Annotated in this window: 11 protein-coding genes; 10 read left to right on the top strand and 1 reads right to left on the bottom strand. The window is 51.9% G+C overall.

Translation table 11 applies throughout. The features are described 5' to 3' along the window. Window positions 1–3 precede the first annotated feature (3 nt). Window positions 4–1,176, bottom strand: a complete 1,173-nt coding sequence (locus tag Pla144_RS16280) for an AraC family transcriptional regulator (RefSeq protein ID WP_146451764.1) — start codon at window positions 1,174–1,176, stop codon at window positions 4–6. A gap of 227 nt (window positions 1,177–1,403) precedes the next feature. Here Pla144_RS16280 and Pla144_RS16275 point away from each other — a divergent pair, with 227 nt between their 5' ends. The 10 genes from Pla144_RS16275 to Pla144_RS24665 all read left to right on the top strand — a co-directional run bounded on the left by Pla144_RS16275 (window position 1,404) and on the right by Pla144_RS24665 (window position 14,802). Continuing rightward, window positions 1,404–2,147 (top strand): nucleoside recognition domain-containing protein, encoded by a 744-nt coding sequence (locus tag Pla144_RS16275; protein ID WP_146451763.1) that lies wholly within the window; start codon window positions 1,404–1,406, stop codon window positions 2,145–2,147. Continuing rightward, the gene (locus tag Pla144_RS16270) at window positions 2,147–2,704 is read left to right on the top strand and encodes a spore maturation protein (protein WP_146451762.1); all 558 of its coding nucleotides are present in this window, start codon (window positions 2,147–2,149) and stop codon (window positions 2,702–2,704) included. The genes Pla144_RS16275 and Pla144_RS16270 overlap by 1 nt, the downstream gene beginning before the upstream one ends. Window positions 2,705–2,975: 271 nt before the next feature. Further along, a complete protein-coding gene (locus tag Pla144_RS16265) occupies window positions 2,976–3,992 on the top strand; it encodes a DUF1559 domain-containing protein (protein ID WP_146451761.1) in 1,017 nt (338 codons plus the stop codon). 8 nt (window positions 3,993–4,000) lie between these two features. Further along, window positions 4,001–5,584 carry a glycoside hydrolase family 10 protein gene (locus Pla144_RS16260; RefSeq protein WP_146451760.1) on the top strand — a complete coding sequence of 528 codons (1,584 nt, stop codon included), beginning with the start codon at window positions 4,001–4,003 and terminating at the stop codon, window positions 5,582–5,584. A 6-nt stretch (window positions 5,585–5,590) separates the two neighbouring features. After that, window positions 5,591–6,919 (top strand): AmpG family muropeptide MFS transporter, encoded by a 1,329-nt coding sequence (locus tag Pla144_RS16255; protein ID WP_197530746.1) that lies wholly within the window; start codon window positions 5,591–5,593, stop codon window positions 6,917–6,919. Continuing rightward, window positions 6,916–8,475: a glycoside hydrolase family 3 protein gene (locus tag Pla144_RS16250; RefSeq protein ID WP_146451759.1), complete on the top strand. Its 1,560-nt coding sequence runs from the start codon at window positions 6,916–6,918 to the stop codon at window positions 8,473–8,475. The genes Pla144_RS16255 and Pla144_RS16250 overlap by 4 nt, the downstream gene beginning before the upstream one ends. Window positions 8,476–8,796: 321 nt before the next feature. Then, the gene (locus tag Pla144_RS16245) at window positions 8,797–9,876 is read left to right on the top strand and encodes a DUF1611 domain-containing protein (RefSeq protein ID WP_146451758.1); all 1,080 of its coding nucleotides are present in this window, start codon (window positions 8,797–8,799) and stop codon (window positions 9,874–9,876) included. A gap of 75 nt (window positions 9,877–9,951) precedes the next feature. Further along, the gene (locus Pla144_RS16240; protein ID WP_146451757.1) at window positions 9,952–10,974 is read left to right on the top strand and encodes a dipeptide epimerase; all 1,023 of its coding nucleotides are present in this window, start codon (window positions 9,952–9,954) and stop codon (window positions 10,972–10,974) included. Window positions 10,975–11,004: 30 nt separating this feature from the next. Beyond that, on the top strand, window positions 11,005–13,053 hold the full coding sequence (locus Pla144_RS16235) for a serine hydrolase (protein ID WP_197530745.1): 2,049 nt from the start codon (window positions 11,005–11,007) through the stop codon (window positions 13,051–13,053). Window positions 13,054–13,113: 60 nt separating this feature from the next. Further along, the gene (locus Pla144_RS24665; RefSeq protein ID WP_197530744.1) at window positions 13,114–14,802 is read left to right on the top strand and encodes a Na+/H+ antiporter NhaC family protein; all 1,689 of its coding nucleotides are present in this window, start codon (window positions 13,114–13,116) and stop codon (window positions 14,800–14,802) included. Window positions 14,803–14,808: the final 6 nt, after the last annotated feature.

Genomic DNA, 14,808 nt, shown 5'->3' with positions numbered 1-14,808 from the left:
ATACTAGGTGTTGGTCCGCAACAGTTGTTTGCGATACGCCAAGGGAGTTTGCCCATACTTTTTGCGAAACGAGACTCCAAATCGCGTAGAATTCGCAAATCCACAAGCGACCGCGATCTCTCCTATCGACATTTCCGAGCGAGCCAGCAACTCGCGACCCTTGTCCAAACGCACGCGGCGGATTTCCTCAGCAGGCGAACGGCCCAAATAGTGCTGAAATTGAATTTCCAGGCTCCGTCGAGAGATGGGGACCTCATTCAGAATATCTTTGACCACGATATCTTGAAATGCATGGGTGTGAATGAATCTTAGCGCCCGCACAACGGCTTCATCATCAATCGCCATGATATCGGTCGAGTGACGACTAATGACTCGTAGCGGTGGAATGCGATAGGATTTCTGCTCGGGTTTTTCGCCGTTCATCAAACGATCTAAGAGCGCAGCAGCCTCGAAGCCAATCCGCCGAGCTGCGAGCGAAATGCTCGACAAGGGTGGGGTACAAACATCACACATGAGCTCATCTGTGTCACCAGCCAGAATGGCAACTTCGTCGGGAACTCGAATCCCACTGAAGTAGCATATATCTGCGAGCTGACGACCTTGATGTGCATCGACCGTGAGAATGGCCACAGGGCTAGGGAGCGACTTAAGCCAGCGGCTAACGCGGCGTTGCTGTTCCTCCCAGCCAATTTTCCGCCCTGCGCGATAACGCGGCTTGTAGACTCGGCAGCTATAACCGGCCCGTTCAACCGTCTCTATGAATGCCCGCCCTCGTTTGTCCGAGTATTTAGGGCTGGGGGGAGCAAAGTAGGCAAAATGCTCGAATCCCCGATCTCGCAAGTGGGCCAAGGCCAACTCGGCCCGCTGATTGTCGTCGGTAATTACATCGTAGAACCCTTCAATTCCTTCAAAGATCGTATCCACATTGATTTTAGGTTCACTCCGGCCACGAATTTGCTCGAGCTGGGTCTGACTACCGAGACGTGCAATGATGCCATCTCCGTCCCAGAGATCTGGTAAGAGCAGACGCTGCTCCTGATCGCGGGGGTCGATGAGCAGATTCCAGTGACCGTGATCTTGGGAATAGTCAGCAATCCCGCGAATGACGCTGCAACCCCAGCTATCTTCCGTCTCCACGAGTACAGCAACCCGACGAACTAGATACTCTTGATCCATAACCGCAAGCAAATGACTAGAGAACCCCAAGATGTACCGACGAATTACGATCTTTCACTATAATCAACGCTTTGCGCAATTGCGAGAGTTGAGGGGCTATTTTTCACATGCCACCTTTATAGCTGTTTTTGATCTCATTACTGCCGTTTGCGATACTTGCCACATGAAACCATCAACAGTACGGTTGGGACTGTGTTTTAGGACCAACCCCATGAGAAAGCGTACCGATGCTCAATAAGATCTGGTTTTGGCTCTTGCTGTTGGGAATTCTCTATGGCTTCGGCAAGGCCGCTCGCAATAGTTGGCTTGAATCACAAGAGGCTCCCAAGGCAATTGCCGTGGCTGAGGGAGCTTCCGAAGAAACCGCGACGACGGTACCCGACCGCCGCGACTTGCAAGAGATGGGCAGGGATATCAATGCCGCAGCCCTAGACGCCGCCGAACTGGCGGTTTCGATCTGCATCAGTCTGATCGGCATCATGGCTTTGTGGTTGGGACTGCTAAACATCGCCAAGGACGCTGGGCTAGTCGACGCACTGGCAAGACTACTCAGTCCGCTGATGCGATGGTTATTTCCCGAGATACCCGACGGACACCCCGCCCAAGGGGCGATGTTGATGAATATCTCCGCAAACGTGTTGGGTCTGGACAACGCTGCCACTCCGATGGGACTCAAGGCGATGCAGGAACTGCAAACCCTTAACCAACACAAGGACACTGCCACTAACGCGATGGCCATGTTTCTAGCAATCAATACCAGCAACGTAACTCTTGTGCCGTTTACCATTATTGGATATCGCGTGGCCGCCGGGAGCACCGACCCAGCGGGCCAACTGGTGCCGATCATTCTCGTAACCAGTGTGACAAGCATTGTGGCAATTATTGCCGTGCGAACTCTGTCCCGCTTGCCGCGTTATGCGATTGCTGAGGATTCTGCCACACAAGACTCAGAATCAAGGGAGGTGCAATAATGGATTCCTTGCAACTCTTAATGGACACCGTCAGCCAATGGACGATTCCTGGCACAATCCTGTTGATCATTCTCTGGGGTGCCTACAAAAAAGTGCCGATGTACGAGTCGTTTGTCACAGGTGCTAAGGAGGGCTTCACCGTGGCCGTGACTATCATCCCCTATCTGGTGGCCATACTTTTCATCATCAAGGTATTCACTGCCAGCGGTGCCTTTGATGACATCAAGGTCGTGGGAAGTTGGGTATTCGCCCAGATTGGCCTAGGCGACTATAGTGAATCGCTCGAACTGCTACCGCTGGCGCTAACTCGACCGCTAACAGGAGGAGGTGCGCGTGGTGTACTCTTGGAGATTTTTGATACGCAAGGTCCCGACAGCTTCCTGGGCAAGACGGCCACGTTGATGATGGGGAGTACCGAGACCACCTTTTACATCATGACGGTGTACTACGGATCGATTCAAGTAAAGAAAATTCGCCATACACTTCCTGCCTGCCTAATCGCTGATGCAGCAGGCATTATCACAGCGGTGGTACTGGGTTACATCCTGTATGGATAACTCTTGAGCAACGATTGCACTGCTACTTTAGCTAATCGAAACAACGTTGATAAGTTGCCATCGCGAATTGGCATATCCCTATAAGGTGAATCACAGCTGCTCTACGCTAAGCTGATGAGTGCCGACCTGTATTCGCAAAAGCGATACCAGAATGCGCAAGGTTGAGGCACAAATACTCCTTCCGAGGTTGTTGCCCAATCAGAAGTTGAATTACAATCAACCTTCAGTGAATCGGAGATTCACTATAGCACACACCTCAAAGGGAGCAAAGATGAGACAAGAGGCAAATCGAAAAGGCATATCTAGAGCATTCACACTCGTAGAACTTTTGGTAGTGATTGCCATCATAGGTGTATTAGTAGGACTTTTATTGAGTGCCGTACAAGCTGCGCGGGAATCATCACGGCGGATGAGTTGCGAAAACAACCTCAAGAATATTACCCTGGCGAGCCTTAACTTTGAGTCTGCGCGGGGAACATTGCCGACAGGTTCAACAATTAACAGAGTCGGCCAACGCAATGGATTTAGCTGGGAAGTTGGGCTACTTTCTTATCTTGAAAACGGCGCATTGCTTGCGGAAATACAACGCCAAGCGGATGAACTGCAAAAAATCGATCCTGCGAAACAGCCTCCGGACATCTTCAAGCTCAAGAATGTCAATGAAGTACAGATTAGCCCATATCATTGTCCGAGTGACGATGAAGTCGTCGACAATCGCAATGGAGAAGGACTGGCGGCCTCAAGCTACGCGGGAGTCACGGGCTCAGCAGCCAGTCGGGGGGCAGCAGAAGATGCTTTCGGAGACAATAGCGGACTTTGCGGTGTGTTGAACAGTGATGGCGTTTTCTTTCCCGGCAGCCGGACGGTGCTTGGCCAGATTCAAGACGGCCTCAGCAACACCTTCCTCGCAGGGGAGCGATGGTACCAATTGCGGGCGTGGACAGCAGGTGCGTTTTGGCAGGTAGCAGTGCTCAACGCGCCTCCCTCAGGTCCTGCACCGGGATACTGCATGAGTAGCATGAAAAACATCGACGCAGCCATTCCCTTAAATGCCGAGCTTGAGACAGTTGGCTACTACAAAGGCCATGAAGACGACGATCGACCTGACCCTGTGTCCGTTGGAGAGAAGAAAATTCCGTTTAACAACTTACCTTACGGTAGCTTCCATCCCGGCGGCGCCAATTTTAGCCATGTCGACGGGAGCGTTCACTTCGTGGCGGACGACATCGATTCTGTCGTATATGTTGCTCAGGCCTCGAAGGACGGTGGAGAGGTGGTAACCGAATGATTGCACTTATGAAAACAGTTTCTCAAACATTTCGAATTTGTGGCTTCCTTAGTTTTGCTGTTGGAGTAATTCTCGCGTCCTGCTCGGGGTTGCTTTCTGCTGAGGAACCAGCCGGCGAGATTGCTGGTGAAGTTCCACCCGTTGAGCGTGAGTTTCGTGCTGCTTGGGTTGCAACCGTTGCCAACATCGACTGGCCATCGCGTCCAGGACTTTCGACCGAGAAGCAGCAGGCAGAGATGATCGCAATCCTGGACACGGCGGTTCGTTTGAAACTCAATGCGATCATTCTCCAGGTACGCCCCAGTTGCGATGCAATGTATGCTTCTGAATTGGAACCCTGGTCAGAGTTCCTCACCGGGACAATGGGCAAACCACCCGAGCCCTTCTACGATCCGCTGGAGTTTGCCATCACCGAAGCGCATCGCCGTGGGATTGAATTGCATGGCTGGTTCAATCCCTATCGTGCCCGACACAGTGGAAGCAAGAGTCCTGTTTCGAAAAACCACATTAGCCAAACACGGCCTGAATTGGTGAAACAATATGGCGGTTACAATTGGCTCGATCCCGGTGAACCAGCTGCCACTGACCATACCTTGGCCGTAATCCGCGACGTCGTCGAGCGATACGACATTGATGGAATCCATATGGACGACTACTTTTACCCTTATCCCGTTAACGGCGACGACAAGAAGCCCGTCTCTTTTCCTGACGACCCAAGTTGGCAAAAAGCTGTCGCAGCCGGTACCACGTTGGAACGCGATGACTGGCGTAGAGAAAACGTCGACCAACTTGTGAGCCAAATGTATCGCGACATCAAAGCAGTAAAACCCTGGGTAAAATTTGGCATCAGTCCTTTCGGAATCGGCCGCCCGGAAAAACCGCCACAAATCAAAGGCTTTGATCAATATGAGTCGCTCTATGCGGATGCCGAGAAATGGTTCACTGAAGGGTGGGTGGACTACTTCACCCCGCAGCTGTATTGGAAAATTGGTCCGCCCGAGCAGAGTTATTCAGCACTGCTGTACTGGTGGAACTCGCAGAACAAGGCTAAGCGTCACCTCTGGCCAGGGAACTATACATCGAGAGTTGGAGGAGCGGATGGCAAGTCCTGGCCTGCGAAAGAGATTGTTGCCCAAATTTGGGTTACGCGCGCACAAGAAGGGGCCAGCGGCAATGTGCATTTCAGTATGAAGGCTTTGCAACGTAACGCCGGCGGCATCGCTGATGCGTTGCGAAGTAATGCCTACCAACAACCGGCCCTGGTCCCTGCAAGCCCCTGGCTCGAATCAACTACAAACAAGGAGCAGGCTAAACCTAAATTCACAGTGAAAAAGTCAAGTGGCGAGTGGGTTGTCTCTCTGGAGACTATCGATTCCGAATTGCCATGGCTGTGGGTTATTCGTTCCAAGCACGCAGGCAAATGGCACGTAGATATTGTCCCGGGTGGCGAGACTACGCGACAGCTGTATCACGGAAAGCAGGCCAAAGCACGACAAAAACCTCCCTCAACCGTAGCGGTATCGACAGTCAATCGCATCGGTGAAGAGAGCCCGCTGAGTTGGTATGGGACAGAAAGCCCACAGTCGGAATAAATTCGCTTGTCTGAAATCCCTACTTTGAATGATGATTCCACTTACTCACGCCGCCAGGCATGGCGGTGGATTCCGAGTTTGTATTTTGCCCAAGGGGTGCCTTATGTGGTCGTGATGACTGTGGCGGTCATCATGTACAAGAGGCTGGGAGTCTCGAATACTGAAATTGCTCTCTATACGAGTTGGCTCTATCTACCCTGGGTCATCAAGCCCTTCTGGAGTCCGCTGGTCGACGTGCTGCGCACAAAACGCTGGTGGATCGTTTCCATGCAGTTGTTGATTGGCGCTGGGCTGGCAGGCGTCGCGCTTACGTTGCCGACGAGCAACTTCCTTCAATACTCGCTCGCCTTCTTGTGGTTATTGGCTTTCAGTTCGGCGACACACGACATTGCTGCGGATGGTTTTTACATGCTTGCCATGCCAGCGCATGAACAAGCATGGTTCGTTGGGATTCGCAGTACGTTCTACCGCCTAGCTATGATCGCCGGTCAAGGCTTATTGGTAATGCTGGCTGGGGCACTCGAGAGGTTGCAAGGTATTCCTCAAGCTTGGGCAACTACTTTTTACTTACTCGGTGGCTTCTTTCTAATTTGTTCTGCCTACCATGGATTCGTGCTTCCTGTGCCAAGCAGTGATACTCCCGGTACCGACCGCACAGCCTCAGAGGTGATCTCCGACTTCATAGAAACTTTTATTTCGTTCTTCAATAAGCCAGGAATTGGTCTCAGCCTCGCGTTTCTGCTGTTGTATCGATTCTCGGAAGCACAACTTGCCAAAATGGCTTCACCATTCTTACTTGACCCAATAGCCAAAGGAGGGTTGGGATTTACAACTGAACAAGTCGGCGTAGTTTACGGCACGGTAGGTATCGCCATGCTCACTTTGGGCGGTATTCTCGGTGGAATTGTGGCTGCCAGGCAAGGGCTTAAGTTCTGGCTCTGGTGGATGGTTGCCGCGATTAATCTCCCCAATGCGGTGTACGTGTTCTTATCCCAAGTGCAGCCTGAAAATTATATCGTCGTAAATCTTTGTGTAGCGATCGAACAGTTTGGCTACGGATTTGGGTTTACGGCGTTCATGCTCTACATGCTCTACATTTCACGAGGCGAACATGAGACGGCCCACTACGCCATATGTACTGGTTTCATGGCACTTGGGATGATGCTGCCGGGAATGCTCAGTGGTTGGCTACAGGAACTCATTGGCTACCAACGCTTCTTTATTTGGATGATGATCGCTACGGTTCCCAGTTTTATTGTGTGCGGCCTAGTGAAAATCGATCCTTCCTTTGGGCGCAGAAACACACAAGAAATTACTGAAGAGTCCGTTACATGAGCAATGCAATTCGAGAAATATCACAAGATATACCACTACGCGACAAGTTAGCTCAGCTGATGTTCGTTCGCATAGGTTCGAATTTGCCGCCGGTGAGGACCGTGGAGGAGGACGCCGAGCGTATTGAGAGCCTGCTTGGCGAATGTGCAATTGGAGGATTGTTGCTTTTCAATGGCCGCCAAGATGCCACGGCTCAGACCTTGGCTCACTTACAATGTCTTTCTAAGTACCCCTTATTGGTTGCAGCTGATATAGAACGCGGGGTGGGCCAGCAGTTGCGAGGCGAAACGCTTTTTCCTCACGCGATGGCCTTCAGTGCGCTCGGCGATGATGCGGAACAACATGTCCATGAGTTTGCACGACTGACTGGGCTGGCTGCCCGGACCAATGGAATTCACATCTCTTTCTCGCCTGTGGCCGACGTGAATGTTGATCCGCGCAATCCAATTATCGCTACTCGATCGTTTGGCTCGGATCCCCAACGAGTCTCCAAGCTTGTATCGGCTTACATCGCCGGTTGCAAAGCAGGGGGACTTTTGGCGACTGCTAAACACTTCCCGGGACACGGCAACACGCATGAGGACTCTCACCACGCACTCCCAACTGTTAAGGCGAGCCGTGAGGAGATGGAGACCTGTGAACTGGTTCCATTCAAGGCTGCGATCACAGCAGAAGTGCCGCTGATCATGACGGCCCATGTTCGTTATCCAGGTTTGGATCCAAGCGGAACACCTGCGACGCTCTCAAAGCCGATTCTCGTTGATCTGCTACGAGATTCGCTTGGTTTTCAGGGAGTCGTCGCGAGTGATAGTTTGTTGATGGAAGGGGTAAAATCGCAAAGTCAAAATCCTGGGGAACTCGCTTTGAAAACACTGCTGGCCGGGGTCGATCTACTACTTGACGTGGAGGACCCACTCTCAACCTTAGCAGCACTTGAATCGGCGGTAGCGAACGGCCACCTTTCCATTGAGCGAATTGATGAGGCTTATCAACGGGTTTGCGATCTCAAGCAGCAAGCCGCAGCAGCTGACACCGTTTCTGAGTCAATGCAATCTATTCGCAAACAAACGGAGTTACTAGCCAAGCAGGTCGCCAAAAGTTCCATCCAGCTTGTTACTGCTGAGAAGCAACTTTTACCGTTCGCATCCGAGCGATCGTTATGCGCAGTATTACTCCGGCCTCATCAATCGCACCTGGATCCACCTGAACAACCTCTTGGCGCTGCGCTTCGAGATCTTTTTCCCGATCTGGAGTATCGTGAACTGGGCCCGAACGCAAAACCCGAAGACTATTCTCAGATGCTAAACATTGCTGAGAAATCTGATCAAGTTTTGATCGTTCAAATCGTCAAGCCGGCTGCTTGGCATAGGTTTGGTTTGCTTCCCGAACAAGACGCGTTTGTGAAGCAGCTTATCCAAAAACGCGCATGTGTTTTGGCCTCCCTGGGTACCCCCGAGTCACTCGATGTTTATCCAGAAGCCAACATCAGAATTTGCGCGTATAGCGATGTGCCCTTCTCTCAAGAGGCGCTGGCTGACTTTATTGCTTCAGCCTAGATTTCGATTAAGCCCGTTAGTGCGCTTACGCAATAGCAACATGCGCGAATCCGTGAGCGATCCGGGGGTGATTCAACCCCGTATAGTTTTCATAAGTTGCAGAAAAATTGCTCATCGGCATCAGAAGATGAAACTCTTTGAAGTTCTGAGGTTTCAAACTCTTCTCTCCGACGGATGTAAAGATTACACTTAAGTCTGGCAGGCTAAAACTTGTTTAGCTTGAGAATGATTTAGACATCCGCGATGCGCAGTATACAGTGGCAGTTAGCCAGTTAGTTATTCACTGAAACTATAAAACAATCGAGTCATAAAAAGGTGGCCATGACGTCCTTCTCGAACAATGGGGCAAGAACTTCCGATTCGGATCGTCGGTTGATTATCTTAACCGAAGGCCACACAGAACCCGTGACGGGAAAAACTGCCACTTGCGTGGTACGCTATCGCCCCGAACAAGTGGTGGCACTGCTAGATTCAACTCAAGCCGGCAGAACAACGCAAGAACTTCTTAGTGTCGGTGGAGATATACCTATCGTTGCAAGTCTCGACGATGCTCCACTTGCGAATGCATTAATGCTCGGAATAGCTCCTTCCGGCGGGCGGATTCCCCCTGCCTGGCGCAAGATCATTCTGACAGCCATCAACCGTGGCATGGATGTGATTTCTGGGCTGCACGATTTTCTTTGTAACGATCCTGAGTTTGCAAACGCTGCCGCTCTAAAAGGTGTTCACCTTATTGATGTTCGCAAGAACAACGAGCGCGATGTAGCCTCGCGCCTCAACATCCGCGAAGAGTGCCTACGCGTGCATACCGTCGGCCAAGACTGCAGTGTGGGCAAGATGCTCGTGGCCTTGGAACTCTCCAATGCCATGAAGGCCCGAGACATAAGCTCCAAATTCGTCGCCACGGGTCAGACTGGCATCATGGTCGAGGGAGACGGCTGTCCGATTGATTGCGTAGTTTCGGATTTTCTTAGTGGTGCGATCGAGAAACAAATCCTCGAACATCAGCACCATGATGTGCTGTTTATTGAAGGGCAGGGGAGTATTTCGCATCCCCGTTATTCGGCCGTTACTTTGGGTCTGCTCCATGGATGCCTGCCGCAAGCGATGATTCTTTGCTATGAGGTGGGTCGCAAGGCAGTTTACGGAATGGACTATATGCCACTCAAGTCTCTGGTTGAATTACGCGAAGTCTACGAAACGATGGCAAACCTAATGGTTCCCTCGCGCGTGATTGGGGTGGCCATGAATTCCCGCAAAGTCTCGGCAGAGGAAGCTGAAAAGGAAAGAGAGCGGGTCCGTCAAGAGCTGGGGCTGCCCGTGTGCGATGTGATCAGACATGGCCCTGAAGATTTGCTCGATCCGATTCAAGCGATGCTGCCCCAAACAGTAGCGAGCTAAATCAAAGATTCCAGAGCCAAACTTCAGGCTCCTCCCATATTGTGCTCAAGCACCCTATCTGCCTGGAAAAAAGTCGTGGAATTGATAACGCATGAGTTCGAACTGCCCTTGCAGCATACGTTCACAATTTCACGCGAGTCTACCAATATCCAACCCACGTTGATTGTCGAACTCTCCGACGGGAAACATCAGGGATATGGAGAGGCTACGACTAATACCTACTATGGTATGTCGCTTGCCAAAATGAAGGAAGGCCTCGAGCGGGTTCGCCCAACTCTTGAAAGGACCGAGACTCTCGATCCACCTGCACTTTGGCACGAAGTCGCTCCGCAGCTTCAGGATTGTCCGTTTGCGCTCTGTGCCTTGGATCAGGCTGCCTACGACTTGTGGGGTAAACAGCAGGGGAAACCGGTTCACCAATTGTGGGGACTCGACATCAAGAACGCGCCGCTTTCGAACTACACGATCGGCATTGATAACATTGATGTGATGCTTGCCAAGTTGGAAGAGATGCCAGGTTGGCCAATTTACAAAATCAAGTTGGGCACTGCACACGACTTAGAAATCGTCCGCGAACTTCGCAAGGCCACCGATGCCGTATTTCGTGTGGATGCAAATTGCGGCTGGAATGCCGACGAGGCAATCCGCAACTCGCATGAACTAAAATCGCTGAATGTCGAGTTTATCGAACAGCCACTCCCGGCTGACGATTGGGGCGGTTACCGCAAAGTGTTCAAGGAGTCGGCCCTCCCCATCGTTGCTGACGAGAGCTGTATCACTGAAGCTGACGTCTCCCGCTGCCACAATCATTTTCATGGCATTAATATCAAACTCGTTAAGTGTGGTGGCCTGACCCCGGCTCGACGGATGATCGATGAGGCTCGCAACCTGGGCATGAAGGTAATGGTCGGTTGCATGACCGAGTCGAGCGTTGGGATTTCTGCAATTGCTCAGTTGCTGCCACTCTTGGACTATGTTGACATGGACGGAGCAGTGCTGCTGGCTCAGGACATCGCCACCGGAGTAGTGGTCGACAAAGGTAAGTGTAACTATCCAGACGTCGACGGCAACGGAGTACAGCTCTTACAAGTTTCTTAGGTTCCTCGATATCCGTCTGGAGTAATGTCTATGTTCCCTTCGTACTCAAACCATCGGGTTAAACGGTCTCTCGTTCTGTCGATCCAGTGGTTGTTTATGGGGCTCGCAATCTTTGGAACGTCCCCGGTGGTCGGTGCTGATCTGGCGAGCCGGATTCAGCCGCTGATTGATTCCTTTGAGGGGGAAGTCGGCGTGATGATCAAGCAGCTTGAAACCGGCGAGGAATTTGAGTATCGCTCGACCGAATCAATGCCCACGGCTAGTCTCATCAAGTTTCCGCTGATGATTGCGACGTACCAAGCGATTGAAGATGGAAAGCTGGACCTTGACCAAAGAGTCACCTTGCGAGACGAGGATAAAGTACCAGGTTCGGGAATCCTGACGGCCCATTTCTCTGACGGCTCAGAACTGTCGCTCAGAGACGTAATCCATCTCATGATTGTATATTCAGACAACACGGCAACCAACCTGGTGATCGATCAAGTCGGTTTACCCAGCACGGCTGAGTTAATGAAATCAATGGGATTTGCGGAAACGGTTTTGAATTCCAAGGTGTATCGGCGTGATACGTCGATTTTTCCTGATCGAAGTCGCAAATATGGCTTAGGGAGCACGACTGCCAAGGATATGGTTTCCCTGCTGGAAAAGCTTCAAGCGGGTCAACTTGTCAGTGAGCATGCCAGCAAACAAATGCTTGCCCACTTGAGAGCCTGCGATGATACGTCGAAGTTCCCTCGGTTGCTGCCTCCTGGTTTGACCGTGGCACACAAGACCGGGGCGGTTTCCGACACGCGAACCGACGCGGGGATTATTGAAAGCCGCGACGGACCGATTGCACTCTGTGTTTTGACCACGAACATCGAAGATCGTGGTTGGAGCGACGATAATGCAGCTGAATTGTTGTGTGCAAATATCGCCAAAGCGGCTTACGATTATTTCCACAACGACACCGATGAGGAATCTGCTGGACCGCAGATCTTGAAGTCGGGTGATACGGGCGCCTTGGTGGAAGCGTTGCAACGCACGCTCAATGTTCGTCTAAAACCCTCGCTCGATATCGGGACAGACGGTGACTTTGGTCCCCAGACCGAGCAAGCCGTTAAGGCCTTTCAGCGTCAGGAGAGTTTAAAAGAAACTGGCGAAGTTGATGCCCAGTTGTGGGCAGCTTTGGGACCACTTGTCGAGGAACAACCGGCTCCCGATCCCGCAGTTTTCAATGCAGAAAAAATCAAGAAGCAGCCTGCGGAGAAACTAACTGGTCCACCTGCGACTACCTGCCAGGCTTGGGCGATTGGCGATAGCAAATCTGGTAATCTCTTGTGGGGAATGCACGAAGACGAAAAGCGTGACATTGCGAGCACTACAAAGATCATGACTGCTTACTTAGTGCTCAATTATGCCCAAGATCACCCGGAAGTCTTGGATGAAATCGTAGAGTTTTCGAAGAGAGCCGACAATACGGGTGGCTCCACCGCAGGCGTTCGAGCCGGGGAGAAGATTTCCGTACGAGAATTGCTATATGGTTTACTGCTCCCTTCGGGCAATGACGCTTCCGTAGCGATTGCCGAACATTTTGGACCTCGTCTTCTGGGAGATAGTAACGTCAGAGATCGGGACGCCTATGACTGCTTTATTCAAGCTATGAATGACATGGCTATTCAACTGAAGATGACCAGCACAGGGTTTAAGAATCCCAACGGACTGCCACAAGAAGGACATCAATCTACTGCCGGCGATCTGTTGAAGCTGGCCCATCATGCCATGCAACTCCCCACGTTCCGCGAGTACGTTGCTACGAACCAACATGGTTGCACCGTGACGGGTCCAGGTGGTTATCAACGGAATCTTGCTTGGAAAAATACCAATCGACTCTTGCGTACCGAAGGCTACGAGGGAATTAAAACCGGCACGACCAATGCCGCTGGGGCATGCCTTGTCTCTCAAGGAACTCGCAATGGGGAGTCATTGATTGTTGTAATTCTCGGTGCAACGTCCTCTGACGGCCGATATGTCGATGCTCGCAATCTTTATCGCTGGGCTTGGCAGCAGCCCATTTCTGAGCCAGGTAATGGAAATTGAACGCGCACGAACCACGATCATCGGCTTCTGTCAGTTTTCATCGATAGCAGATCTTGATTTATGACAACGCATCCGTACGGCTGGCTGAGCTTGCTGCCCCCTTTGGTGGCGATTGTGTTGGCTATTACCACGCGTCGGGCGACTTTGTCGCTTGTCGTAGGTCTATTCTGCGGAGTGCTCATCACCAAAGGTGGGAATCCCTGGCCCGCTCTGCATGACCTATTTGAATTGCATCTCTGGCCCACGTTCACGGACCCCGGCAAACTCCGCGTGTTTTCATTTACTCTCATGATGGGAGCCATGATTGGCGTGATCTGTTATTGCGGCGGCATGAAGGGTCTCATCGGCCTTATATCGCCCCTCGCTAAGACGCGCCGCGGAGGGCAGATGGTCACGTGGCTCTTAGGCTTAATGATATTCTTCGACGACTATGCCAACTCTATTCTGCTGGGCAACACGCTCAGACCGCTCTGCGATCGCTTAAAAGTTTCCCGGGAGAAGTTGGCCTATCTGGTTGATTCAACGGCCGCGCCTGTGGCGGGTATTTCGCTTTTGTCGACGTGGGTTGCGGTCGAGATTGATTACGTTCGCGAAGGGATCGAGTCACTCGGCAAGTCGACCGAAGTGACGGCCATCGATCTCTTCCTGGGAAGTATCCCCTATCGCTTTTACGTGCTCTTGTCTCTGGTAATGATACCCATGATTGCACTCTCAGGACGTGATTTTGGACCGATGCTCAAAGCAGAGCGGCGCCGCTTGCGGAGTACTCTTGATGATGAAGCGAAGCTTCACCCGGTGGATGAACTTAGTGAGCATATTCGTGAGGGGATCCCTGCCCGCTGGTTTAATGCCGTGCTTCCCATTGCGACAACCCTTTTGGTAGTCATGGCATTGCTCTACAGCACGGGCCTCGAAGCACTCGCGCTTACACCTGGCGATCCGACGCCCAAACTCCGAGATATCCTCGGGGCGGCCGACTCCAGTCTGGCGTTGCAATATGGCGCACTGGCTGGTCTGGTACTGGCCGTTGTCTTGGCGATGGTGCAACGATTGGCCAATGAAAAGGAAATAATACGTGCGATGGGGCAGGGGGCCAAAGTAGTTTTGCCGGCTATCGCGATCCTTTGGTGCGCGTCGGCCTTGTCGCGAATGACAGGCAGTCGCTCAGTCGAAGGGGCCATGAGTGCCACTCCCTATGAATTCAAGAGCCATCGGCTCTACACGGGAGAATTTCTCACGCAGTTCTTGGTGACCGAAGAAGATGACACCGGCCCCTCTTTTGCGAGTGGTTCACTTACTACCTTCACCAGACTTATGCCAACGACGGTGTTCGTGTTGGCCGCGATCCTATCGTTTGCTACAGGCACCAGTTTTGGCACGATGGGAATCTTGCTGCCGATCGTCGTTTCTCTCACGCATTCGCTTCTAGGGAGCCACGGGGGGGATATACCAGCGGGAAATCCGATACTCTTGGCATCGGTCGGCGGAGTGTTGGCCGGTGCCGTGTTCGGCGATCATTGTTCGCCTATTTCCGATACCACGATACTTTCTTCACAGGCTTGTGGTTGCGATCACATGGCTCATGTTATTACCCAACTCCCGTATGCCTTGCTAGTGGCGGGCGTCACGATAATCTGCGGTACTCTTCCCTTGGGCTGGGGCGTTTCTGTTTGGCTACTGCTCCCTTTGCAGGTAGTCGCACTCGGAATCATTGTGACCTTCATGGGCCGAGACGCTGAAACTATTTAACTTCAT

The sequence above is a fragment of the Bythopirellula polymerisocia genome, from assembly GCF_007860015.1.
Lineage (GTDB): Bacteria > Planctomycetota > Planctomycetia > Pirellulales > Lacipirellulaceae > Bythopirellula > Bythopirellula polymerisocia.
This window is presented reverse-complemented; position numbering and strand designations above follow the sequence as displayed.